This window comes from Macrococcoides goetzii (genome assembly GCF_002742385.2).
Classification (GTDB): Bacteria; Bacillota; Bacilli; order Staphylococcales; family Staphylococcaceae; genus Macrococcoides; species Macrococcoides goetzii.
This window is the reverse complement of record NZ_MJBI02000003.1, coordinates 237,633-262,361: the sequence shown is the minus strand read 5'-3', so window position 1 is coordinate 262,361 and position 24,729 is coordinate 237,633. Positions and strand designations below refer to the sequence as shown.

Annotated in this window: 28 protein-coding genes; 19 read left to right on the top strand and 9 right to left on the bottom strand. The window is 33.8% G+C overall.

Annotation, left to right across the window (positions count from 1 at the left end; translation table 11 throughout):
- Positions 1-26: 26 nt before the first annotated feature.
- Positions 27-797: a C40 family peptidase gene (locus tag BFS35_RS09260; RefSeq protein WP_158554292.1), complete on the top strand. Its 771-nt coding sequence runs from the start codon at positions 27-29 to the stop codon at positions 795-797.
- A gap of 19 nt (positions 798-816) precedes the next feature.
- On the opposite strand, the gene BFS35_RS09255 is transcribed toward BFS35_RS09260, so the two are convergent.
- Positions 817-2,886: a RecQ family ATP-dependent DNA helicase gene (locus BFS35_RS09255; protein WP_099581266.1), complete on the bottom strand. Its 2,070-nt coding sequence runs from the start codon at positions 2,884-2,886 to the stop codon at positions 817-819.
- 228 nt (positions 2,887-3,114) lie between these two features.
- Here BFS35_RS09255 and BFS35_RS14130 point away from each other — a divergent pair, with 228 nt between their 5' ends.
- Both BFS35_RS14130 and BFS35_RS13810 read left to right on the top strand, forming a co-directional pair.
- The gene (locus BFS35_RS14130) at positions 3,115-3,249 is read left to right on the top strand and encodes a hypothetical protein (protein WP_275068225.1); all 135 of its coding nucleotides are present in this window, start codon (positions 3,115-3,117) and stop codon (positions 3,247-3,249) included.
- Between the two features lie 200 nt (positions 3,250-3,449).
- Positions 3,450-3,599 carry a hypothetical protein gene (locus BFS35_RS13810; RefSeq protein WP_157742209.1) on the top strand — a complete coding sequence of 50 codons (150 nt, stop codon included), beginning with the start codon at positions 3,450-3,452 and terminating at the stop codon, positions 3,597-3,599.
- Positions 3,600-3,614: 15 nt separating this feature from the next.
- On the opposite strand, the gene BFS35_RS09250 is transcribed toward BFS35_RS13810, so the two are convergent.
- Positions 3,615-4,040: a hypothetical protein gene (locus BFS35_RS09250; RefSeq protein ID WP_099581264.1), complete on the bottom strand. Its 426-nt coding sequence runs from the start codon at positions 4,038-4,040 to the stop codon at positions 3,615-3,617.
- 137 nt (positions 4,041-4,177) lie between these two features.
- Between BFS35_RS09250 and BFS35_RS09245 the strand changes: the two genes are divergently transcribed.
- The 3 genes from BFS35_RS09245 to BFS35_RS09235 all read left to right on the top strand — a co-directional run bounded on the left by BFS35_RS09245 (position 4,178) and on the right by BFS35_RS09235 (position 6,198).
- A complete protein-coding gene (locus tag BFS35_RS09245) occupies positions 4,178-4,786 on the top strand; it encodes a DUF805 domain-containing protein (RefSeq protein WP_099581262.1) in 609 nt (202 codons plus the stop codon).
- Between the two features lie 60 nt (positions 4,787-4,846).
- Positions 4,847-5,641 carry a GNAT family N-acetyltransferase gene (locus BFS35_RS09240; protein WP_099581260.1) on the top strand — a complete coding sequence of 265 codons (795 nt, stop codon included), beginning with the start codon at positions 4,847-4,849 and terminating at the stop codon, positions 5,639-5,641.
- 308 nt (positions 5,642-5,949) lie between these two features.
- The gene (locus BFS35_RS09235) at positions 5,950-6,198 is read left to right on the top strand and encodes a hypothetical protein (protein ID WP_099581258.1); all 249 of its coding nucleotides are present in this window, start codon (positions 5,950-5,952) and stop codon (positions 6,196-6,198) included.
- Positions 6,199-6,264: 66 nt separating this feature from the next.
- Here BFS35_RS09235 and BFS35_RS09230 read toward each other — a convergent pair whose 3' ends face one another.
- Together BFS35_RS09230 and isaB are read right to left on the bottom strand one after the other, a co-directional pair.
- Positions 6,265-6,672: a hypothetical protein gene (locus tag BFS35_RS09230; protein ID WP_099581256.1), complete on the bottom strand. Its 408-nt coding sequence runs from the start codon at positions 6,670-6,672 to the stop codon at positions 6,265-6,267.
- Positions 6,673-6,805: 133 nt separating this feature from the next.
- A complete protein-coding gene (gene isaB / locus BFS35_RS09225) occupies positions 6,806-7,396 on the bottom strand; it encodes an immunodominant staphylococcal antigen IsaB family protein (protein WP_099581254.1) in 591 nt (196 codons plus the stop codon).
- Positions 7,397-7,579: 183 nt separating this feature from the next.
- Between isaB and BFS35_RS09220 the strand changes: the two genes are divergently transcribed.
- The 3 genes from BFS35_RS09220 (at position 7,580) to BFS35_RS09210 (ending at position 9,147) form a co-directional block, all read left to right on the top strand.
- Complete coding sequence (locus BFS35_RS09220) at positions 7,580-7,972, top strand: hypothetical protein (protein WP_099581252.1); 393 nt, start codon at positions 7,580-7,582, stop codon at positions 7,970-7,972.
- A gap of 144 nt (positions 7,973-8,116) precedes the next feature.
- Complete coding sequence (locus BFS35_RS09215; RefSeq protein ID WP_099581250.1) at positions 8,117-8,626, top strand: DUF805 domain-containing protein; 510 nt, start codon at positions 8,117-8,119, stop codon at positions 8,624-8,626.
- A gap of 38 nt (positions 8,627-8,664) precedes the next feature.
- Positions 8,665-9,147: a DUF805 domain-containing protein gene (locus BFS35_RS09210; RefSeq protein WP_099581248.1), complete on the top strand. Its 483-nt coding sequence runs from the start codon at positions 8,665-8,667 to the stop codon at positions 9,145-9,147.
- A 48-nt stretch (positions 9,148-9,195) separates the two neighbouring features.
- Here the strand turns inward: BFS35_RS09210 and BFS35_RS09205 are convergent, their stop codons facing one another.
- From BFS35_RS09205 to BFS35_RS09195, 3 genes are all read right to left on the bottom strand, one after another.
- Entirely contained in the window at positions 9,196-9,384 is a 189-nt protein-coding gene (locus BFS35_RS09205; protein WP_099581246.1) for a hypothetical protein, read from the bottom strand.
- A gap of 169 nt (positions 9,385-9,553) precedes the next feature.
- On the bottom strand, positions 9,554-9,733 hold the full coding sequence (locus BFS35_RS09200; protein WP_099581244.1) for a hypothetical protein: 180 nt from the start codon (positions 9,731-9,733) through the stop codon (positions 9,554-9,556).
- 50 nt (positions 9,734-9,783) lie between these two features.
- Complete coding sequence (locus tag BFS35_RS09195) at positions 9,784-10,488, bottom strand: GntR family transcriptional regulator (RefSeq protein WP_099581242.1); 705 nt, start codon at positions 10,486-10,488, stop codon at positions 9,784-9,786.
- Between the two features lie 134 nt (positions 10,489-10,622).
- On the opposite strand from BFS35_RS09195, the gene BFS35_RS09190 reads away from it, so the two are divergent.
- The 4 genes from BFS35_RS09190 (at position 10,623) to BFS35_RS09175 (ending at position 15,473) form a co-directional block, all read left to right on the top strand.
- Positions 10,623-12,527, top strand: coding sequence for a beta-glucoside-specific PTS transporter subunit IIABC (locus BFS35_RS09190; RefSeq protein ID WP_099581240.1), 1,905 nt, complete (start codon positions 10,623-10,625; stop codon positions 12,525-12,527).
- Positions 12,528-12,539: 12 nt separating this feature from the next.
- Positions 12,540-13,979, top strand: a complete 1,440-nt coding sequence (locus BFS35_RS09185; protein ID WP_099581238.1) for a 6-phospho-beta-glucosidase — start codon at positions 12,540-12,542, stop codon at positions 13,977-13,979.
- A 62-nt stretch (positions 13,980-14,041) separates the two neighbouring features.
- Positions 14,042-14,857 (top strand): Cof-type HAD-IIB family hydrolase, encoded by an 816-nt coding sequence (locus tag BFS35_RS09180; RefSeq protein ID WP_099581236.1) that lies wholly within the window; start codon positions 14,042-14,044, stop codon positions 14,855-14,857.
- Between the two features lie 133 nt (positions 14,858-14,990).
- The gene (locus BFS35_RS09175) at positions 14,991-15,473 is read left to right on the top strand and encodes a hypothetical protein (protein ID WP_099581234.1); all 483 of its coding nucleotides are present in this window, start codon (positions 14,991-14,993) and stop codon (positions 15,471-15,473) included.
- Positions 15,474-15,905: 432 nt separating this feature from the next.
- Here BFS35_RS09175 and BFS35_RS09165 read toward each other — a convergent pair whose 3' ends face one another.
- On the bottom strand, positions 15,906-16,322 hold the full coding sequence (locus BFS35_RS09165; protein ID WP_099581230.1) for a 6-pyruvoyl trahydropterin synthase family protein: 417 nt from the start codon (positions 16,320-16,322) through the stop codon (positions 15,906-15,908).
- 223 nt (positions 16,323-16,545) lie between these two features.
- On the opposite strand from BFS35_RS09165, the gene BFS35_RS09160 reads away from it, so the two are divergent.
- From BFS35_RS09160 to BFS35_RS09150, 3 genes are all read left to right on the top strand, one after another.
- The gene (locus BFS35_RS09160) at positions 16,546-17,925 is read left to right on the top strand and encodes an MFS transporter (protein ID WP_099581228.1); all 1,380 of its coding nucleotides are present in this window, start codon (positions 16,546-16,548) and stop codon (positions 17,923-17,925) included.
- 182 nt (positions 17,926-18,107) lie between these two features.
- The gene (gene mqo / locus BFS35_RS09155) at positions 18,108-19,598 is read left to right on the top strand and encodes a malate dehydrogenase (quinone) (protein WP_099581226.1); all 1,491 of its coding nucleotides are present in this window, start codon (positions 18,108-18,110) and stop codon (positions 19,596-19,598) included.
- Between the two features lie 393 nt (positions 19,599-19,991).
- Entirely contained in the window at positions 19,992-20,951 is a 960-nt protein-coding gene (locus BFS35_RS09150) for a bile acid:sodium symporter family protein (RefSeq protein ID WP_099581224.1), read from the top strand.
- Here BFS35_RS09150 and BFS35_RS09145 read toward each other — a convergent pair.
- Positions 20,937-21,401, bottom strand: a complete 465-nt coding sequence (locus BFS35_RS09145) for a GNAT family N-acetyltransferase (RefSeq protein ID WP_099581222.1) — start codon at positions 21,399-21,401, stop codon at positions 20,937-20,939. The two genes, BFS35_RS09150 and BFS35_RS09145, sit on opposite strands and share 15 nt — an antisense overlap.
- 205 nt (positions 21,402-21,606) lie before the next feature.
- Between BFS35_RS09145 and adhP the strand changes: the two genes are divergently transcribed.
- From adhP to BFS35_RS09130, 3 genes are all read left to right on the top strand, one after another.
- Positions 21,607-22,635, top strand: a complete 1,029-nt coding sequence (gene adhP / locus BFS35_RS09140; RefSeq protein ID WP_099581220.1) for an alcohol dehydrogenase AdhP — start codon at positions 21,607-21,609, stop codon at positions 22,633-22,635.
- A 170-nt stretch (positions 22,636-22,805) separates the two neighbouring features.
- Positions 22,806-23,708, top strand: coding sequence for a nuclease-related domain-containing protein (locus tag BFS35_RS09135; protein ID WP_099581218.1), 903 nt, complete (start codon positions 22,806-22,808; stop codon positions 23,706-23,708).
- A gap of 413 nt (positions 23,709-24,121) precedes the next feature.
- Positions 24,122-24,679: a CAP domain-containing protein gene (locus BFS35_RS09130; protein ID WP_158554291.1), complete on the top strand. Its 558-nt coding sequence runs from the start codon at positions 24,122-24,124 to the stop codon at positions 24,677-24,679.
- Positions 24,680-24,729: the final 50 nt, after the last annotated feature.

Sequence of the window (24,729 nt, the reverse complement as noted above, 5' to 3'; positions counted from 1 at the left end):
TAACATATTTCCAAAAGGGGATTTCTATGAAAAAATTAATTTGTGCAATAGCTGTGGGTGCATTACTTTTAACTCCGATGAACGATGCGGATGCAAAGCGTTACAAGACGATAAGAGTGCATACTGTGCAGTCGAATGATACTGTTACTTCAATTGCTAAGAAATATAATATTACGCCTGAAAACTTTAAGAAGTGGAACGCATTAGTGCTTGATGCAACGTATCCTGGAGATCACTTGGTTACTTCAAATCCGAATAATACTAAACCTATTTATAAACGCAGTGTGCCAAGCAAAGGTGTAATGGTTCAATGGTTCTACGATCGCATGGGTAAGACACGTTATCAATCTTATGCAGGGCGATGGGGTAAAGATACATGGGATTGTTCGAGTGCTGTTTACGCAGCGATGATTGAAGCGGGTTATTTACCAAAGCAGACAGTTCTTGGTGACACCACAACGATGTTTGCTCAGGAGAATCGTCTGTTTATACCAATAAAGAAAAAAGATGTGCGCTACGGAGATATATTCGTATTAGGTAGTAAAGTGAATAGTCGCGGTGCATTAGGTCATACGGGTGTCATTCTGAATAAGAATCAGATCATCCACATGGGTTACAAAACTGCTTATGACAATGGCATCATGATTACAGGTTATCAAGGGTTCGCTGAAAAACCTGGTGTTCCAACGTATTATTATCGTATCAATGATGATTTTGTTAAAAAGATAAAAGCTGCAGACGTATTTGAAAATAGTTTAGGTAAACCTGTATTTAAATATAAATTGCCTTCAAGATAATCATCTTGAAGGCAGTTTTTTATTCGCCAGAACCGGTATTCACTAGTGCAAATGGATAAACTACTTTTGCATGAGCTAAAAGTTTTGATGCGATAATCGTCATTGTCCAGCGTGAATTTACGGTATCGTCAATGAGTAGTATATTTTTGTCTTTTAATAAATCTTCGTTTTGAATAGCAATGGTTTCCTCTATATTTCGTTCCTGCATGATTGAGTTATGCATTTCGCTTTGCTTGTTACCAGGCTTTATTTTTACGATTGCATCGATATATTCGATATTGTTATACTCAGCTACAGCTTGTGCAAGTTTGTTTGTAAGGTGAGGTCTTCTCAAACTTGGAACTGCTACGACAGCGTCGATATGATGTTCTTGTATCATGTCTTTAAGAAATTGACTGATTTGTGTTGTCGTCTGTTCTGAGAACTGATTAATATCGCGTTCATACATAAATTTACGACCGACAGGTGAATATGCATCGGTAGTATACGTCCATCCTGTTTTAAATTGTAATGATTCATCAATCTTTTTATTATTCGACCAGCGTTTACGCGGTGAGATTTCCCCGTGTAATTTATTCTTATACTGGCTTGCGATAGATATCATTGGATGATTTGTATCCATCGTTATGAATTCACGATTTCTACAATGTGCACAAATACCACACTTTTCCTGTTTATCCGGTGCATCAAGTTCGTCAGCGATATATTTCATATAACAACCGTCGTAATTGATAAATTGCTTTAAATTATCGAGTTCCTGTAAACGCGTTACGTTCAACTGCTGCTGTAATTGTGCATTCATTTCAGCATCAAAGTGTTTATCTGGATTGATGACGTACTTTCGCTTATCCATTAATATATATTCATGGACGAATAAGTATTTAAGTACTGATCCAAGCTTTGTGACATTCATATTGAAGTGTGGCAGAATATCGTTTCTGGACATACCTTCAGGATGCTGGCTAATGAGCGTTAATATTTCTGATAGTAATTTCGGATCTTTATTCGCACTTTCTATAAATGAGTTGATGATCGCTTCATCTTCATCACCATGAAGTAGCATTGCAAGCGCTGGTTTACCGTTGCGTCCTGCACGTCCAATCTGCTGATAATATGAGATTAAGTTTTGTGGCAGCTGGAAATGAACGACGAAACCGATATTTGATTTATCGTATCCCATACCAAGCTTCACTGTCGCAACAATCACTCGAACTTCCCCGTTATGAAATGCTTCAAGCGTAGCTACGCTAGTATCTTCTCCAAATTCGTTCTGCATACCTGAATAATAAGGTGCGGCCGAGGTTCCTTGTTCAATTAAGAACTGTGCAACAGAAACACACTCTTTCTTCGTAAGACAATAGATGATACCTTGTTCTTTGTTCAGAAAAGGATGCTCTGTGAGTGATGCTGCTAAGAACGCAAGTCGCTCTGCTTTCGATTGTGCTGGATTCACTTGAATCGAAATATTTGAACGGATTAAATCACCACGGAATACCTGGAGATTTCCGAGTTGCGATTTAATATCTTCAATGACACGGTCGTTTGCTGTTGCAGTTGTGCCAAGAATTGCGATTGAGTCGGGTAAATCTTTAACGAGGTTCACAATACGCTGATAATCAGGTCTGAAGTCATGACCCCAGTCTGAAATAGAGTGTGCTTCGTCTACTACAATAAGCTCGATATCATTCACTTGTGATAATGCTTCAATAAATCTTGCATCAGATAATTTCTCAGGAGAAACAATAATGGCATCAACCGCACTAAGACGTGCATAAATATCATCCCATTCATCTCTGTTATTACTATTGATTGTTACGACATCTAAACCAAGTTTAGCTGCTGCATCGATCTGATTGTGCATTAATGCTAACAATGGACTGATGATAACAGCAGGACCACTACCATTTTCTCTTAATAACTTAGTAGCGATGAAGTATACAATCGATTTCCCCCAGCCAGTCTTTTGAATCACCAGCGTCTTCTGTTTATTTACTACCGCTAATATCGCTTCCAGTTGACCCTCTCGAAAGTTAGCTTCAGCTCCGTATGTTTCATGTAACATCTCTACCGCGCGCTGTTTAAAATCCATTTGAGTGACCTCCGTAGTTAATGATATTCATATTATAACATTTGTGATATTTGAATTTGTTTACAAAGTGTTGGCACTGCTGGTCGTGGTGATTGGTATGCAGACTCACCTGATGGAGAGATACTTACTCAAAATAATGATAATCCTGGATTCGATGGATTCAAAATTCATGCAGTTAGCGGTGTAGCCTTCTATACGAGAAAAGATGGTGAAACAGGTGGACGTGAATTGGATAGTACAATTACAGCTGTTGGTTATAGTGAAGATGCGAAAGAAGGAACAAATATTCATAAATACTTACTTGCTGATAATGGAAAGGTTTATGAACTGATCTTACCTTATGAGAAAGCATGTTTCTCATGAGGATTTGGTGAGTATGATGATAATGGGACAAGAGGAGAATACCCTCCTGGAGTACAATTCAAAATTTCAGGCGATAGTGCTGCACAAGCTAAATGGCAGGAGATTTTAAGGAAATATCAATAATAGATTTATTAAATATATTAAGCATAAGTTAACAGTTAAAGGGTATAGTTAACTATCAAAATATGGAGGCGATGAAGATGTCAAACGTTGATAAAGATACTACAAGTAACAGACGTGAAGTCATGCCAGAATCAGTTATTGATGGTGAGATGAACGAAAAGGTTAAAGATCAGCTTGAATTACAGCCTGGTGAGAAGAAGGTTAGTAAAGAAGATCAGGATAAATAACATCAACCACTTCTATTATGAAGTGGTTTTTCTTTTGTTCAGTGCAATTTGAAGTTCTTCTTTCTCCATAAAGTAGCGCACACCTTGAGCAAATACGTTAGCTGCAGGATAAAAGATGATCATGAAATATGGACTGAGAAATAAATCTGGTTCATGTCTAAAATAAATGATTGTTCCGTAAATAATAAAGATTATGGTACTTTCTATAATATTATTACGAAAATTAACCATATTTGCTTTATGAATTGCTATTTTGTTGGCAGGATCTATCATTTTAGTTTTATACTCAGCAATTAATTGTCTTACTGAAGTAAAGTAATAAAGAATCATAAATGAAAGTAATATGAGATCTTTATATATTTCGATATTAATCATCCATATCATTAAGACGAGATAGAATAATGTGAACATGAGGATTTTAAAAGAAATCTTCTTAGTCATAACGCACCTCGTTTACTTTTTATGTATATTATATCTTGAAATGGTTATAAAAGGAAGAGTCCTGTTGAAGTCTTCATACTTCAAAAAATTGTATTTTTTAATTATACTTAAGTTATTCTTATTAAAGGGGGATAACGATGTACGAACAACCGATGTCTTTTTGGAAAGCGACTGCACTTTTCTGGTCAAATTATTTCAATTTTTCTGGACGATCACGTAGAAAAGAGTACTGGGTGCCTTTCTTTACGCAACTTGTTTTGTATTTCTTTTTCTTTATTGCTTTTGTTGTATTTACAATTATTATTGGTACAGCAGCAGTTGCCGCAGCACCTGATGATGCTTATACTTCACTTGGTATTTTAAGTGTGTTTGGTTTTATGGGATTAATGTTCTTCCTACTTATTTGTCTTGTATTAATAATACCCAACTTATCTTTACTCGTACGACGCTTACATGATACCGGTAGAAGTGGTAAATGGGCATTATTATTTTATTTAGTTCCGATGATTTTAAGCTGGATTAGTATGATCATTAATAACTTTGGAAACCAACAAGACCCATCTGTTTTATCATTTGTTTTTCAACTTTTTGCATTTGTTGTAAATTTAGTACTCGCTATATGGTGCATCGTGTGGTGTGCTCAAGATTCTGAACCTGGAACAAATAAATGGGGACCAAATCCGAAAGCAATAGGGCAAGATAGATACTATAATCCTTATCAGCAAAATGATCCGTATCGCAGATGATACGGGTCTTTTTTAGTATATTTTAGTATGATAAATATAAAATGATAAAGGGAGAATAACATGGGAGATCAAAATATAAACAAAGACGTCATTCAACCTAGTTTTGCAAATACGCATAATGACGCTGACGTATTTGAAGAAAACGAAAGATATATTCATTACCACACACCGAGCCAGCTTGTTAAATATTATGCCAATTACTTTCAATATAAAGTGATGCCGGATGTTGATATATTTTTGACAGACTATGAAACGCAAAAGACATTTCATGAACAACGTGGACAAAAACATGCACTGTTTATATTTCCTGAGAATAAAGTGCTTGATGATAAGTTAAAAGAGAAAGCAATGGCTTTAGGATTTACTGTTGAAAAGATGGAGCTTTATTTATTGAAAGAGATGCCGAAATCAAAGGATACAGAGATTGAAGTTGTTCAAGTATTAAACGATGATGATGTATTCCTGGACTTTCTTCAAATATGTCGTGAAGGGGACTTAGAGTATGGTGAGGAATTTGCTGATCTGAAAGAGCGCACACATCGACGTGATTTATTAAATTCGCAAATCCTGCAGTTTGTTGGGTATCAGCATGGATTTCCGGCAGGTAAAGTTGAAGCGGTGGAAAGTGGACAGTATGTGGAAATAGATGACTTCTACGTGCTGGATGCAATGCGTAAGCAGGGCGTTGGAACAGCATTACAACAAGCAATATGGCATTATGCAGAACAAGTTGATAAGCGGGTTATCTTAATTGCTGACGGTAATGACTCACCGAGAGAAATGTATCAAAGACAAGGGTACGAGTTAGTGAGTGAACGTTATGAATTGTTAAGAGTGCCGTCAGCGGATAATTGAATAATTTTAAATATAGTGATTGAGTGAATCATGGCCGATAAATTGAATTTATCGGCCATGAATTTTGATTTTCAGTCGATTTGATAAAATGATGGCCGATAAAACGAAAATATCGGCCATGAATAAAGAGTGTAAATATCATTATTTTTATTTAAGATTATCTGGCAGAATAAGATATCTTTTTCAATCAATTTGATGACTATGATACATATACGTTAGATGACTGGGACCTTGATTACATTTTTGATGCCTATGATACGGATACTTTAGTATTCTTCTTAAATGTTGAAAATGACACGATTGAGAGGATGGCAAGCTTCGGTAATAATTATGATTGTAAAAGTGTATTGTATATCAATAAATTATTTATTAGTAAGGAAGCATTGCAGCTTATGTCTCATTGTTTTATAGAGGAGCAATATGTTCAGGGTTACGAAAGTGAAATCCCGAAAGATAAATTTACCATCATTCCAAAACATATCAGTGATACAGAAGCGGCACAGCTGATGATAGATAGGATTATTGAGATAGAGAAAGCATTAAATAAAAAGAAATAAAAAATTTTTCTTCATCGTATAACTATTATATAAATTAAAAACACTTATCCAAAAGGATAGGTGTTTTTAACTGTATCGGTGCTGTGCTTTGAAAAATTTAATGATTTCATAGATATTTATAAGCGCTAAAATGATTGCAACGAAAGCATGTATAACTTGACCAAAGCCATTATAATGTTCAAGTTGATAAAGAAAAATTCCTAACACAAATGAAGCAGTGAGCACTGTAAACCACAGTAACTTTCTATGCTCCCATGTAATAATATTTGCAGTGTCATTGATCTTTATTAAATATTTCGAAACAGAAGCGACATAATCTGTATAAATAAGAATTGGTACTAAAGCGATATAATAAAGTGCTAATGATACATGATCGTGAAAGAAAAATCCGATTAAGTAAATTACAAATACAAGTAATAGTGCAGTAGAGGTCCATAGGCTGAGTTTTGTGCGCTTTGGTAGTATGTGAAACATAATAATCACCTCTTTGTTAGAATTTTCTGAATATTTAAAGTATACAGCGATTTTGTTGATATGGCAAATATGAATTCACTTTGAACATTATCTTATCAAAAAAATACAGCTGCCAAATAGCAGCTGTTAAAAATTAATATCCAAAATTAATCGTAGTTGTAGAAAGGATATATACTTTATTTAATTTTTCATTTTTATCGAAATGGAATTCTGCTGAACCAGATTTTGTTCTGATAACATAAGATTCAGTATAGAATTTTTTAGTCTTACTATCTTTTAGCTGACCTTCCCCGATTTCACATTTTCCGTATAACTTCTTGATTTGTGCTAATGAAACTTTTCCTTTTTGTACAGGCATCTGAATAACGAAATATTCTTTTCCTGCTTTAAGACCAAGTGTGTCATATTTCTTTGTTAATAATTTGCTGTTGAACTTTTTATGTTCATTGTATTTTGCTAAGGCCATTAGCGCAGGATCAGCTTGTTTAGCAGTGACACTCTTAGTTACTTTCATACCATTTACCGTTACGTTAGAGTTCAGTAACGCACGTTTGAAATCTTTATCCAGTACGAATTTGTGGCTGTAACCTGTGTAACCATTCCATTTGTAATAAGGTTCAACAGCCTTCGTTGATGACTTCACAGGGGTCTTAGCATCAGCGACTGCAGGTGTTAGACCTAGTAGAAGTGTTGAAGCAATTCCGACTTTTAATAAATTTTTCATAAAATATTCCTTCTTTCTTCTTTCTTTTTTCTTTTAGTATAAGACGAAAAACTGTAAAAATATAGAGAATCACTTGAAATTTAAGGTAAATTTAAGGTTTTATAGGATGATTTTTTACTGTTTGTATTACGTCAGTAAGGGTAAATACATCTAAATAAAGTTTTGAGATTTGAGGAAAAATAGATGAAGAAAGTATTAATAATGTTATTGGTCATACTAACCATCTTACTTGCTGCATGTGGTGGGTTAAAGCAGGAAGTAGATGGTAATCGATATGTTGCCAAGGTCGGTTCAAAAGGTGATTTCGTTACAATGGGATATGTGACATTCAACGATGAAAAAGTGATCTTTTCATCCGATGAAAGTAAAGTAACGCGCAAAGGAACAGTGACTTATGATGAGCAAGAGATGTCCATAAAACTTGCTGGTAATCCGATTTATAAAGACGGTGTGATGAAACTAAAGGATATTAAGGAAATTGATAAAGGATTAGAAGCGGAATTTGAAGTATATTCAGGTAACAAGAAAGAAAATAAAGAGAAGATGTATATTAAGCTGATAGAGCAAGAACAATAAACTTACTGAATAATTACCAATGCAATTAACTAAATAACAAAATTATTCTTACCTCTACCAATTTCGGTAGAGGTTTTTTTAAGGTAAATTTAAGGTTCACTGCTTCTTTTCAATGCTAGAATAATATAAAAGGAGTGGTTATTTATGGAAAGAGCAATGTCGATGAAAGATGCTGTCATCAGTTTCTGGGTGAATGGATTTAAATTTAATGGACGTTCACGTCGAAGAGAGTATTGGTTATCTGGTTTAGGACACTTATTAATATTTTTATTAGTAGGTGCGATATTTTTAATTTTAGATATTATTACTCAAGAAAAATTCAATCTTGCTGATATTTATAATTTTATTATAGGCGATTTATTTTACTGGGTAGCATTCATTCCAGGTATGGCACTAGGTTGTCGCAGATTACAAGATATTAATGTTAATGGTATTTACTGCATCATTTTTTCAGTATTATCAATACCTTTAACCATCTTAGGTTACTTTTATTCGGTTGAACAATTATTCTCGTTCAATGGACCTTTGGCTATATCTATTCTCGTTCTGAACGTTCTTATAATTATTTTTGCAATTGTATTATTTATTATGGCTTGTATTGAAGGTACCCGTGGTCCGAATAAATATGGTGAAGATCCGAAATACATAGACTAATATAGTCTCGTGAAAAATTGAAATAGAGGAGTGATACCGTGGATGCTTATATCAACTTCTGGAAAAATACTTTTAATTTCAAAGGTCGTTCAAACAGAACTGAATTTAATATGGGATTCTGGCCACACATCTTATGTATCATCTTAGTATTTACGATTGGTCCGATGCTTGGATTACCGAAACTGGGATTTAATTTGAAGACACCTTTGTTTGAGATGTTATTCGATTTAAACTGGCAGTTTTATCATCTTTTGATTGTAGTCGTGTTTTTAATTCCGCTCATCTCATTAATGATACGTAGATGTAATGATTTAAAGATTGAGGGTATTCATGCAGTACTTATTGGATTTTTTCCATTATTTTATATGTTCTATATTCTGTTAATTGCGATTATGGGGCAAGGTTTACCTGAGGATGTGATATGGGTAGAAATAATATTCTACGTTATTTTACTGCTGCCGATTATTTATTTCTTTTATATGTTATGTGTATTTTCATTTAAAAAGGGGAGCGAATATTAATATCAATCCAATAATGAAGACACGCACAACCATCGTGGTTGTGCGTGTTTATTTTATATTTGATTGATTTTTAATGTCTTTAAGCAGTTCAATCATTTCTTGATTTTGTCTAATGATATACTTCGTATTCTGACGCGTGTTATAAATATGTGATAATACGAAGCCGATGATAAGAGCAGGCAATAAATACATAAGGATGTATAGGATAGACATTACAGGTACTCCAATCCACTTCATTAGTATTTATCCTGTCTGTTTTGCTTCAGTAGAGCGATGATTTCTTCGTTTTGTTTAATTAACTGTGATGTATTCTGATAATTTTTATAGATATACTTCACAATTAGGATAATACATACTATAGGGAGAAGAATTGTTAACAAGGAAAAGACTAATCCTGTTATACTCATCATAATGTTTGTCCTCCACCTTTATTATTTTGCTTCAATAAAGCGATGATTTCTTCGTTTTGTGCAATAATCTTCTCTGAATTTAATTTCGTTCTGTATCCATCCATTAGGATAAGAAAGACTATGAGAATAGGAACAAGACTAATTACGATGGATACCAATGCTTCAAACCAAGCCATAACATTACCACCTTCTACATTTTTATTCCATTATAACATAAAATGTATATTTAGTAGTTTGTAGCCTGTACAAAAAACTTCGAATGTTTATAGTGGTACGTAATCTTTGAGAAATCAAATGGCTCACCTGTTGCAAGATAGACAACTTGTTCTAAAAACAGCGCAGGATTACCTTTTTTCAGTTCAAGTTTCATAGCATCAATGTCATTGAGTTCATCAATATGCATATAAATATCAGCAAAACTAATATTAAACTTTAAAGCATCTGTTAAGTAATTAAAGATTGATCCTTCAGCAATTTCATTGTTCAAATATGGAACAAGTTTGACCGGGAAGTAAGAGACTTCAATACATAAAATATCGTTATTAATTCTTCGCAAACGTTCTACGTAATAAACTTCTTCATTCTCCTCCAGATGCAGATTCAACTTTACTTCGTCATCTGCTTTCATTCTTTCTAATTTCAGAACTTCAGATGTAATATTGAATTCCTTTAAATCTGCAGTAAATCCTCTATTTGTAAGCAAGCTGACATATCCTTCACGACGTTGACGTCTTACAAATATCCCGCTTCCACGCTGCTGAAATATTGCGCCACGTTTCTCAAGTGTATCGAGCGCTTTTGTGATGGTGCTTTTTGAAACGTTATGCTGTTTCATGAGTGATTCAACGTTTGGTAATTTAGTCCCTTGTTCTAATTTCTGGTCATATATACTTTGTTGAATAGTTTCTGCGATAATTTCATATTTGTTCAAATCTAACACTCCTAAATATCTACTTGTCACTAATTATACATTATTTATATTATTTCGCACTTGTTTAATTGAACCGGTTCAATTAAAATGAAAATGTATAATAAATTAGAACGTAATCAAATGGAGATGATATTATGGCAAAACAAGTGAGAAACTATGAACAACTCGCTCATGATATTTTAGGTGCAGTGGGTGGAGAAGAAAACATTGTAAATGTGGCCAGATGTGCTACACGTTTAAGATTGGTATTAAAGCGTTCGAATCCTGAATTTAAAAAGAAAGTGTCAGAAATGCCTGGAGTTATAACGGTAGTTGAGAACGGCGGACAATTTCAAATCGTAATCGGACAACATGTTGGTGAAGTATATGATGCATTTACTAACATTACAAATGTAGAAGATAATACAGAGGAAAACATGCAAAAAGGATCGATTCTTAACAGAGTCATTGCTACAATGTCTGCAGTATTTGCACCTTTCATCTATATCTTAGCAGCAGCGGGGATTTTACAAGGTATCTTAATATTAATTAACTTAGCATGGCCAGCTTTTGCGAAGACGGGAACTTATGAAGTATTTAGCTTTATTTCATGGTCACCATTCACATTCTTACCAATTTTCATTGCTTTAACTGCTTCTAAACATTTTAAAGTCAATACTTATATTGCTGTTGTTTGTGCTATGGCTTTAGTAAGTCCTACTTGGGCTGAAATTGCAGGACGTATTGCTGAAGGAGAAAAGATAACATTTATGGGGATTGCACTTTCACAAACAGTGTATACTTCTTCAGTATTACCTCCATTATTCTTAGTTTGGATTTTATCTTATGTTGAAAGGTTCTTTAATAAAGTTTTCCCAGAGGTTGTAAGATCTTTATTTGTTCCGTTAATGTGTATGGTAATTATGGTTCCTTTAACAATACTATTAATCGGACCATTATCAACATTATTTGCAAATGGTGTAGCTGATGGATATAACTATTTAGCAGAGAATTTACCAATAGTAGCTGCAATTATTATTGGTGCATTTTGGCAGGTGTTTGTTATCTTTGGTGTTCACTGGGGTATTACACCTGTTGTACTTGCTAACTTCGATAACTATGGTCGTGACTCTTTCCAAGCTTATCAAACAATCGCTGTTATTGCGCAGGTTGGTGCTGTATTAGGTGTATTCTTAAAATCAAAAGTTCAGGAAACAAAATCAGTTGCATTATCAGCAGGTATTACTGGTATTTTTGGTATCACTGAACCTTCTATTTATGGTATTAACTTGAGATTTAAAAAACCTTTTATTATAGGTTGTATATCAGGAGCTGTTGGTGCGGTAGTAGCAAGTTTCTTTAATCCATACTATTACGTTTATGCTGGATTGCCTGGACCGTTAACAATTGTAAATGGTATCAGTAAAGATAACCCATCATCGTTTATCGGAATATGTATTGGCGTTGCAATTGCGATTATTTTACCGATTGTATTAATTATGATGTTTGGTTATGGTGAAGATACAGCTAAAGTTGTTGATACGAAATTAGATACACCAGAAGATAATGAGGATGAGGATAACATTATTACTACTGAATCATTAGAACAAGTGGTTGTTTCTCCGTTATCAGGTAAATTTATTCCATTGAATGAAGTTAAAGACCCGGTATTTAATAGTGGTGCAATGGGTAAAGGTTTTGCGATAGACCCTTCAGAAGGTATTGTATCTTCGCCAGTTGAAGGTTCGATTGTTATGACAACACCGTCAAAACATGCAATAGGTATAAAGAGTAATGATGGTGTTGAAGTTTTAATACATGTTGGTTTAGATACTGTTGAATTAAAAGGTGAACATTTTGATCTTTTAGTAAACGAAGGTGATAAAGTTTCAATTGGACAACCATTAATTCATTTTGATAAAAAAGCAATTGAATCAAAAGGTTATTCAACTGTAACTCCAGTTGTTGTGACAAATACAATGAACTACAATGATGTCATTATTGACAATACAAATACGTCGGTTTCAAATTCAAATGGAATGATAACAATTATTAAATAGGAGGATTTTAAAATGACGAAACTAAGCAAAGACTTTTTATGGGGTGGCGCACTTGCCGCACATCAATTTGAAGGTGGCTGGAACAAAGGTGGCAAAGGTCCATCAGTTGTTGATGTATTAACAGCAGGTGCACATGGTGTACCACGTAGAATTACAGATAAAGTTGAAGATAATGAATTTTACCCGAACCATGAGGCGATTGATTTCTATTCAAATTATAAAGAAGATATTGCGATGTTTGCTGAAATGGGACTAAAAGTATTACGTACTTCAATTGGATGGACACGTATTTTCCCTAAAGGCGATGAGTTAGAGCCGAATGAAGAAGGGCTTCAATTCTATGATGACGTTTTTGATGAATTATTAAAGCATAATATTAAACCGGTCATTACATTAAGTCATTTTGAAATACCTTTACACCTAGCGAAAGAATATGGTGGATTCAGAAGTCGTGAAGTAGTAGACTTCTTTGCACGATTTGCGGAAGTTGTGTTTAATCGATACAAAGATAAAGTTGAGTACTGGATGACATTTAACGAAATCAATAACCAGATGGACGTTAATAACCCACTTTTCTTATGGACGAATGCTGGTATTCAAGTACAACCAGGAGAAGATGCTCGTGCAGTCATGTATCAATCAGCGCATCACCAATTATTAGCAAGTGCAAAAGCAGTGATTATCGGAAAGAAAATCAATCCTGATTTTAAAATTGGCGCAATGGTGTCGCATGTACCTGTTTATCCATATTCATGTCATCCGAAAGATATTATGGCTGCTGAAATTGCTAACCGTGAAAGATTCTTCTTCCCGGATGTGCATGTAAGAGGTAAGTATCCAGCCTATGCATTAAAAGAACTAGAACGATTAGGTGTTTCGCTACCGATTGAAGCTGGTGATGAAGAAATCTTAGCTCAGGGTACAGTGGACTATTTAGCATTCAGTTATTATATGTCTACAACGGTTAAGCACGATGTTCACAATGATAATACCGGTGATATTGTTAATGGAGGATTATCGAATGGTGTAGAAAATCCACATATTAAGTCATCTGACTGGGGTTGGGCAATTGATCCTGTTGGATTACGTTATGTACTAAATACGCTATATAATCGATATCAAATTCCATTATTTATCGTTGAAAATGGATTTGGTGCCATTGATGCGGTTGAAGCAGATGGTTCAATTAATGATGATACGCGTATCGAGTACTTCCGTTCACATATTGAAGCGGTTAAAAATGCTGTATTAGAAGATGGTGTAGACTTACTAGGATACACACCTTGGGGAATAATTGACGTTGTATCATTTACAACAGGGGAAATGAAGAAACGTTACGGAATGATCTATGTTGATCGTGACAACGAAGGTAAAGGTACAATGAAACGTAGTAAGAAGAAATCATTCGACTGGTACAAAAAAGTGATCGCAACAAATGGTGAAGAACTATAATTAAAACAATAAGGGTTTTGACAATTGTCAAAATCCTTATTTTCAAATAGGAGTGTGTATTTATGGCTAAAGATATTAAACTAATTGCTTTAGATTGTGATGGGACCTTAATAGCTGATGATAGAACAATTACAGAAAGAACGAAAAAAGTGCTGATGAAAGCGCAGGAAAATGGAATTAAGGTAGCCCTTGTATCAGGACGCCCGAGAACAGGGTTTAAATTTGAGATAGAACAGTTAGAGTTAGATAAACATCATGGCATAATCGGCGCTTACAATGGTGGTATGGTCATAGATATTGAAACAAATGAAGTGAAATACAAGCAGTCATTAACGAATCAGGACGCTAAAGATTTCTTAAAAGCGATTGCGCATTTAAACATTATCCACATCGTTGATAACGGTACAGATTTATATGCAAACGATGCAGATAATCAATATGTCATTCATGAATATCGTGATCATGGACTTAATTTTAATCTTACACATGATTTACATGAAACACTTGATTTTGATCCAATGAAGATTTTACTTACAGCAGATTCTGAGCGTATAGATGAAATTGATAAAGAAATATTAGAAATCTGTGGTGACACATTTGGTGCAATTCGTTCGACACCATTTTATTTAGAGATTACTGCTAAAGGTGTAAATAAATCCAGTGCACTCGACCATATTTGTGAAGGATTAAATATTGCTAAAGACAATGTCATTGCATTTGGCGATCAACTAAACGATATGGAAATGGTTAGAGATGCAGGTATCGGTGTTGCCATGGGAAATGCGCATCCAGATTTAAAGCAGGTTGCTGATATTGTAACGGATGATAATAATAACGATGGTATCGCAAAAGTACTCGAAGAGATACTTAATTTATAGCTTTTGTGATGAAGGGCGTGCGAGAGTGCGTCTTTTTTTAGCTGTATTATTTTCAGTCTTTTCTGATAACTGTATTTACTTTTTTTTTAGGCGTTGTATAATATTGTTAATACAATAAAAAGAGGTGGGTTAAATGGGAGAAGCATATAGAAGGTTTTGGAATCTTACTTTTGAAAATGACGAACGAGACACACGCTTTCAATTTTGGTCTTCCATGTTAATACAGTTCGTAATACTAGTTGTTTATACTAGTATCTTTGCATTTTTATTTGCAAATCAATTCTTTCTTTCTTTAGTCTGGCTACTTTTATTTTTAGTTGGTTTTATGATAATTATCTGGCCAACAGCAAGTGCTGCGATGCGAAGAGTGAATGATGTTGGGATTAACTCGTCTTTGTTTAAGAGTATGAGATTTTTATATTCTATATTATTATTAGTTGGGGCTTTAATTTATTTATTAAAAATATTTTTTAATATCAAGCTATTAGAAATAAGTCATTTCAATGCTTATATGATGATGGTATTTTCGAGCTATATCATTTTTATATTGTGGTATTGCACACTGCCTAGTAATCGATATAACGGTTATAATTCATTGAAAGAGTTAAATAAATAATATTATTATTTATTAATTAATATAGAGGTGAAATGTGATGCAATCCTATCTGAGATTTATTAAACATGCATTTGACTTTGATTCTAAAGATTCGAGACAACATACTTGGAACATTGCTGTTTGTTATGATAGTAATGCCGGTAGTATTAATACCTATATATAGTGCTATTCAAAGAAGGATGATTGATGTAGGAAAAGACTCAAAAATATATAAATACTTCAATATTTTTTATATGTTTTTTGGAGTAGTTTTCATGATTTATGGATTACTATATTTTTTTTCTGACATTAAATTATTTAAAGATGAAATAATATTACCTATCATTTTTTTATTTTTTGGTCTAAGATTTATATTTTTATTATATTATTGTGCATTGCCGACAAATAATTTTAAAAGTACTACGGATAATATTTGATATCCGTAGTGCTTTTTTAATTTTTGTCTAATGTGACACTGTGATTCTCTGTTTCGTATAACGTCAAAGCTTGAACTGCAGATGTTTGATCGAGTATATTCTCAAATTGTTCCCATATGAAATAAGCGATATTCTCCACAGTTGTATTCATTTCTGGTAGTGATTCGTTGAGGATGGGTGCATTTAATAGTGGTGCAATTTTTTCGTTATAGTCACGTTCTATTTGAAAGAAGTCTATTGCGAGTCCATATGCATCAACTGGGCTTTTAATACTGATATCAAACTTGTAGTTATGATTGAACAGATCTTTATGTTTGCCGTTTGGAAAGAAGATACGGTTGTTCGTTGTAAATGTGAAGGTTAGGTTCAGTAAAATGTCTTTTTCGTAATATGCTGTGTGTTGCGGTTGCTGAATATGTTCTAATGGATTCATTTTTTGCTCCTTTCAGAGTTTGATACATCGTTATGCTACGCTATTTTAATCGTAAGTTATTTCTTTCATATATTCAAACATATGTTGTAATAGATAAAAGTTTTATAAGACTTCATTATCCTTTAAACTAAATTTTCAGAAAAAATTTTCATGATATTATGCTAAAATAATAAAAATGTGGGTATAAATTAACTGTATAAAAAGTAAAAAGGGAGTCTTTCGCATGGATACACCTTATAAGGGTGGTAATAAATTAGTTTTAGGTATCGTACTTGGTATATTAACATATTGGTTATTTGCCCAGTCACTTGTTATTGTCGTTTTAGATTTGAAGCATCATTTTAACAGTACGCTTGATGTTATAAATATTGCTGTCAGTTTAACAGCATTATTTTCTGGGATGCTTGTCGTTGGTGCAGGAGGCTTAGCGGATAAAGTCGGTCGCGTAAAGATGACGCAGATTGGTTTAATATTAAGTATCATTGGATCATTTATCATGATTGCAACACATATGACAGCTTTTCTATTAATTGGTCGTATTATTCAAGGTATTTCTGCTGCATGTATCATGCCGGCAACGTTGTCTATTATTAAGGCATATTATGATGATAAAGATCGTCAAAGAGCGCTGAGTTACTGGTCATTTGGTTCTTGGGGTGGTTCTGGTTTATGTTCTTTCTTTGGTGGAATGATTGCTAAGAACTTTGGCTGGGAATGGATATTTATCATTTCTATTATCTTCTCAATTATTGCGATGATTTTAATTCATGGTACACCGGAAACAAAATCTGATGAACCGAACGATATGAAGTTTGATTTAATTGGTTTAATCACGTTAATCGTTCTATTGTTAAGTTTAAACATCGTGATTACTCAAGGGGGTACGCTTGGTGTTACATCACCTCTATTTATTGGACTGATTATTTTAAGTATCGTGAGCTTTATTGCATTTATAATGATTGAGAAACGTCAAATCAATCCGTTGATCGATTTTCATTTATTTAAGAATAAACCATATTTAGGCGCTGTTATTTCAAACTTTTTATTAAATGCAGTTGCAGGCACATTGATTGTTGCGAATACATATATTCAGGAAGGTTTAGGCTTTTCTTCAAGTAAGACTGGTATGCTTTCAATTTTATATGTGGTAACAGTATTGTCGATGATTATCGTGGGTGAGAAGTTATTACAGAAGATGGGTGCTAAAAAACCGATGTTACTTGGTTCTGCAATAGTATTTGTTGGTATCGTGATGATTTCACTTACATTCTTACCGGAGAATATATATATCATAAGCTGTGTAATAGGCTTTGGTTTATTTGGTTTAGGGCTCGGTCTTTATGCGACACCTTCTACTGATACAGCAGTTGCAACAGCTCCAGAAGAAAAAGTAGGGGTTGCTTCAGGTATTTATAAGATGGCGTCAGCTTTAGGTGGCGCATTTGGTATCGCGATTAGTATGGCAATCTATAGTTTCTGTATGAAGTTTGGGTTAGAAACGAGTGCGATGATCGGAATACTCGCTAATGCAGTAATGGCTATCATTTCTTTTGTTGCGATTCAAATTACAGTTCCTAAAGACGATTTAAGAAAGAAGATATAATTTTTGAAGACCTCATTGATTGAGGTCTTTTTTTAAGGGTTCAAACATATAATATTTGAAGAAATAATAATAAAATAATGAATACGGTTACAATATTTTTGGATTTTCATTATACTAGTATTACAAATGATGAAAAAAGGTCTATAATGGAAATATATTATAGATGTGTTGGGGGATATAAAATGAAAAAAGTATTTAAACAAACTGACGTAATATTAATCGGTGGTGGGATTATGAGTGCGACTTTAGGTGTATTACTTAAAGAACTTGATCCGGCAATTAATATTAAAGTATTTGAAAAACTTTCAGCACCTGGTTTGGAAAGTTCGAACGTATGGAATAACGCAGGGACTGGTCACTCTGCATTGTGTGAATTAAACTATACGACTGAAGATAAAGATAAGAATATCAATATCGATAAAGCTGTGAATGTTAATGAGCAGTTTCAACTATCTAAACAATTCTGGTCTTATTTAGTGAATGAAGGTAAAATAAAGAATCCTCAGGACTTCATTATGTCGGTACCGCATTTAAGTTTTGTAGAAGGTGAAGACGATATTCGTTTCTTAAAGAATCGTTTAGCAGCTTTTAAAGATAATCCATTATTCCAAGGTATGGAGTTAACTGAAGATCATGATAAGATGCGTGAATGGGTGCCCTTAATGATGGAAGGTCGCGATCCGAGTGAGCGTATTGCTATCACACGTATGGCAGCAGGAAGTGATGTAAACTTCGGTGCATTAACACAAGATTTATTTGATGTGATGAAATCATTTGATGGTGCAGTGACACACTACGAACATACAGTAAAAGACATTAAGCGTGCTGAAGATGGCAGCTGGAATGTAAAAGTATATGATCAAAATAGTAAACAAACAGAAATCCACAATGCTAAATTTGTCTTTATCGGTGCAGGTGGTCATTCATTACCATTATTACAAAAGACAAAGATTCCTGAAGCTCGTGGCGTTGGTGGATTCCCGGTAAGTGGTTTATTCTTAGTGTGTAAGAATCAGGAAGTCGTAGAACAACATTTAGCCAAAGTATATGGTAAAGCTAAAGTTGGTGCGCCACCGATGTCAGTGCCTCATTTAGATACGCGTTATATCGATGGTGAACGCGGGTTATTATTTGGACCATTCGCTGGATTTAGTCCAAAGTTCTTAAAGACGGGTAAATATACAGATTTATTAGCATCAGTAAATCCAGGAAACATAACAAACATGTTGTCAGCTGGTGGTAAAGAGATGAAATTAACACAATACTTAATCTCTCAAGTATTACAAACACATGAACAACGTATGGAAGAGTTACGTGAATTTGTTCCAAATGCAGAATCGAAAGATTGGGAAATCGTTGTTGCTGGTCAACGTGTGCAAGTCATTAAAGAAACTGAAGATGGTGGTAAAGGTACACTACAATTTGGTACTGAAGTGATTACTGCTGAAGATGGCAGTGTTGCAGCCTTACTTGGTGCTTCTCCTGGTGCTTCTACTGCGGTATATGTTATGTTACAAGTGATCGAAAAATGCTTTAAAGATAGAATACCTGAATGGGAACCTCAAATTAAGAAGATGATTCCATCCTATGGCTTGAAATTAGCAGAGCACAAAGATCTATTTGAAGAAATTAATGCAAACACTGCAAAAACTTTAGGTTTAAAAGAGAAATAAATAAAGATAAGGCAATGTCAGATTTGGCATTGCCTTATACTAATGTTGATGATTTTAGTACCCACCACCATCTCCTCCGCATGATTCATATCCAGCGTCGAATAAAGATGAATCATTGCAGTCGTTATCAATGGCGTTTGATTAAGATAAAGCACTAGCAGAACCATCAAATATTGTATTATTTGAATGAATATGTTTGTCATTCATAAATCGAATAAATTTTCTAAAGATATTAATAAATATTATGTTGCCGATAATGCAAAGAACAATATAGAAGATGTATTCGAATGTTACCATATTTATCAGCTCATTTATATATTGTGCTACATTTTTATCATACCCAGATTTTTATAATAAATGATAGATAATAAAAAATATTTTAGGAGAAGATCGTTGATTGCTTTAATGAATAAATTTTTACAGAAAAATATCGCTTTGCTTACATTAATTAGTTTATCTTTAGGTGTCATTTTCGATGAATTTGGGCATCATTTTTTAATAGTAGTACCTTATTTATTTGCTTTTATGACGTTTGCCGGCAGTATGAAGATGAAATTTAGTGATTTAAATATTTTCTACAAAGCACCGAAAGACATATTGTTTTGTATGATTGTTCTGCATTTGATTATGCCAGTGTTAAGTTATCTCATTGCCAATCTAATTTTTGATGATCATTTACTTGTGATTGGTTTTGTGATGTTGATGTGTGTACCAACAGGTGTTACGAGCATCATCTGGATAAATGTTGGTCGAGGGGACTTACCATTAGGTTTAGCTGTTGTATTGCTTGATACATTTTTAGCGCCGGTGATCATTCCTTTGACGATGCATATTGTTTCAGGTGAAACTGTGAAGATTAATACGAATGACTTAATCATGGATCTCATATTGATGATTGTCGTTCCAACAATAGTTGCCATTGTCATCAATGAAGTGAGTCATGGCAAAGTGCCTGATAAGATTGGTAACAGCCTAAATCCTTTCAGTAGGCTTGCATTGTTTGGTATTATCTTTGTCAATGGTGGCGCGATTGCACCGTATATGAAAGATTTCTCGATAGAATTAGTTTTTATCATTGCGGTTGTATTCGTTGTTGTAGTGAGCGGTTATGTGATTAGCAGTGTGATGAGTCACTTTATGCAATGTAGTTATGCACGTCATGTCAGTATTACATTTTTATGTGGCATGCGAAATATTTCTACTGGAATTATTGTTGCGACAACTTATTTTCCGCCTAAAGTTGCCTTACCAGTTGCATTTGGGATGTTTTTTCAGCAACTTTTAGCAAGCATCGTGAGTACCCAGCTTGAGAAGAAAAGACCGATCAAAGAACATCATTTAGATGTTATTTAATATTTTTCGCATCTTCAGAAATTCATGTAATACACCGTGAGCTACCATAAGTTCATAGTCGAGTGCTTCGAAACCACATCGTTCATACACTTTAATCGCACGTTCATTGAAAGTAGCAACTGCAAGCTCGATAATAGTAGTTTCTGGATATGTCGTTTGAATGAACGCAATTGCCTCTCTGACGAAAGTTTCACCATAACCTTTACCTGTATATTCTGGCTTAAGTCCAAGCCCGAGTTTACAGGTATTTTTATTGTGATGTAATTCTATAAGTCCGATAAGTTTTTGCTGATACACACTATAGAAATGATTAGTACGAATTGTATTATTCAATATTTCTGCAGGGTTTTCATCAGTATTAATGATATTGTAGAAATCATAAGGTGAATCATATTGCCATGTTAATATTTCTTTAGCATCTGTAAGTGTCATTGGTTGAAATTTATACATATTTTCACTCCCTTTTCATCAAATTACCATACTTGAAATGATTTTAGAAGAAAGTAATTTATTTAAACTTTTTATTTTGTTTGTAAGTAATATATCTTTAATATTGCTTATATACTTTCACATATTGTTCACTAAATCACAATCAACTATATTAAAATAGTGATATGATGAACTTAGATAATAATATATTTAAGGAGTGATTTCAATGAAAGCAGCAGTAGTCAGCAAAGAAAATAAGGGATATGTAGATGTTGTAGAAAAAGAATTACGTCCGATTAAAGCAGGCGAAGCATTAGTAGATGTTGAATATTGTGGTGTATGTCATACGGATTTACACGTAGCAGCAGGTGATTTTGGTGATGTTACTGGTACGGTAGTGGGTCATGAAGGTATCGGTATTGTAAAGGAAGTAGCGCCTGATGTAACAAGTATTAAAGTGGGGGACCGAGTATCGATTGCCTGGTTCTATGAAGGATGCGGACATTGTGAGTATTGTGTCAACGGTAAAGAAACATTCTGTCGAGAAGTGAAGAATGCCGGATATTCAGTAGATGGAGCGATGGCAGAACAATGTATCGTTAAAGCTGACTATGCAGTAAAAGTACCGGAAGGATTAGATCCTGCTCAAGCTTCTAGTATTACGTGTGCAGGTGTTACTTGTTATAAAGCGATTAAAGTAGCTGACATTAAACCAGGGCAATGGATTGCAATCTACGGTTGTGGTGGACTTGGAAACTTAGCGATTCAATATGCGAAAAATGTATTTAATGCCAAAGTAATCGCGATTGATATTAATGATGATAAATTGCTATTAGCGAAAGAAGTTGGCGCAGACTTAACTTTTAATCCTACAAATGGTGATGCCGGTGAATGGATTCAAAATGAAGTTGGTGGGGCTCATTCAGCAGTTGTTACAGCTGTTTCTAAAGTAGCGTTCAATCAGGCAGTCAATGGTGTACGTGCAGCTGGTAAAGTAGTGTGTGTTGGTTTACCTCCAGAAACAATGGATTTAGCAATCGTAAAAACTGTATTAGACGGTATTGAAATCGTTGGTTCTTTAGTAGGAACACGTGAAGATTTACGTGAAGCATTTGAATTCGGTGCAGAAGGTAAAGTTGTACCGATTGTTGAAACACGTTGTCTACATGAAGTGAACGATGTATTTAAAGAAATGCATGACGGTAAAATACAAGGTCGTATGGTTATTGATATGCATAAACAATGTAGCCATTAAAAAATTTGAATGAAATGCTAATTTTAAGAAACTGCAACGAAAGTGCTGCAGTTTCTTTTTTAATTTGTTCCAAAATTCATTTTCTGCGTTGAAAGATGCACAATTATTGAATTGCTGCAATTTGCACACAATTTCTTTCCTTTATATGATGAGCGAAAGGAGGGCTTAAAATGTTACTCAAGTCACATCATCCATCGAGGTATATATCATATTTATTAGAAGTTGATCAGCGCTTATTCTTTAAGAAAAGAGACTACCTGGCATTATCACATTATAGGAAAGGATTAGAAGGTGAAGAAAAGTTTCTTCATCTAATAAGCGATATAGAAAATATTATTATCTTATGGGATATCAGAATAGAAATGCCTGGTGAAATACAATATGACTTTATCGTTATAACTGAAGATACTGTATTTCATTTTGATGTGAAGAACTTTAGTGGCCGATATGATTATGAAGATGGCATATTTACGAGTGAGAATGGATATGTGGAAAAAGATCTTGTTTCTTCATTAATGAAGGGACATAAGAAATTGAAACAAATCGTTAAGGAGAATGGTTTTCACTTTAATGTAATTAGTAAGATCATATTTATCAATGATACATTGGATTTAAGGAATTTTCCGGGAAGTAAAGATATAAATTTTCATTTTGATGTACATAAAATAGTGAATCATCTTAAGCGTTATCAGCATATTAATTCAGAGATGCAGCGTTTTGCAAATATATTGGTCGAACAGCATAAAAATGATTCTGAACATGAGGAGATATATTACTATGATTTTGATCAGATGAAACCGGGGATAAAATGCTGTAAATGTGGAAAGCTTGGGATGATTCATAAGTTTAAGAAACAATATTTTATTTGCAGTTGTGGTCATAAAGAGAAGAATAAAGAAGTGATGATAAGAACATTTGATGCCATTGCAGCGATAAAGAAAGGAAGGGCTAAAACGACTGAAATTGCCAAATGGACAGGTTTAAATGAAAGGACGATACGATATTTTTTATCGAAGCACTATCAAAAAGTAGGTGAAGCAAGATCAACTTGTTATATTGAATATGATTTTTAGGATTTTAACGTTTCATCTTTTCCGGATACTAAGAGAATCCGGAAAAGATGAAGGGAATAAACATAAAATCTAGTCCAACATTTCCGGATACTAAGAGAATCCGGAAAAGGTGAAAAGCATAAGCATAAAAAATAGTCCAACATTTCCGGATAGTTGGAGAATCCAGAAAAGATGAAGGGAATAAACATAAAATCTAGTCCAACATTTCCGGATAGTTGGAGAATCCGGAAAAGATGAAAAATAATCTAATATATTAATCTATATTATTTTCGTTATTTAATATTGTATGATATTTTTTTATAAATTTTTAAATTATATACTTTATCATTGTACATTTACTCTAATTAAAGTAATATTATTCTCATGGATATAATATGTATTCAGATTATACATATCAAAAGAGGAGATTTATAATGAAAAAATTATTATCAGTTTCACTTACAAGTGCAATTCTATTCTCGGGTGTATCTTATGTTGCTCCAAAATCAGCAGATGCTGCGACAAATTCAGAATTTAATACGAGTAACAAATTAAGTAACTACCGTTTGAATGTTGAGTTATTAAAGCTTATCAATAAAGAAAGAAAAGCAAACGGTGTTGCGCCTATTAAATACATCAGCGATAAAAAGATTAAAACTGGTACGAATAAAAGAGCAGAAGAAGTAACAAAAGTATTCTCTCATTACCGTCCAGATGGTACACTTTTTAAAACAGCGTTTCCTAAATCTGTTCAACCGATCATTAAAGGTGAGAATGTTATGAAACGTAGCATTAAAAGTACTAAAACGCCATCAACGAATGAAAAATATTTAGCGCAGTTAATGTTTAATCAATGGAAACAATCTAAAGATCATAGAGCAAATATGTTACGTCCAACTTTCAAAAGAAGTTCGATCGCAATGAAAGTTGCATATGACACTAACAAACAACGTAACTACTATTACGCTGTACAAATCTTTACTACTAAATAAAATGAAAAAATGTCCTGCTACAAATTTGTAGCGGGACATTTCATTTTAAA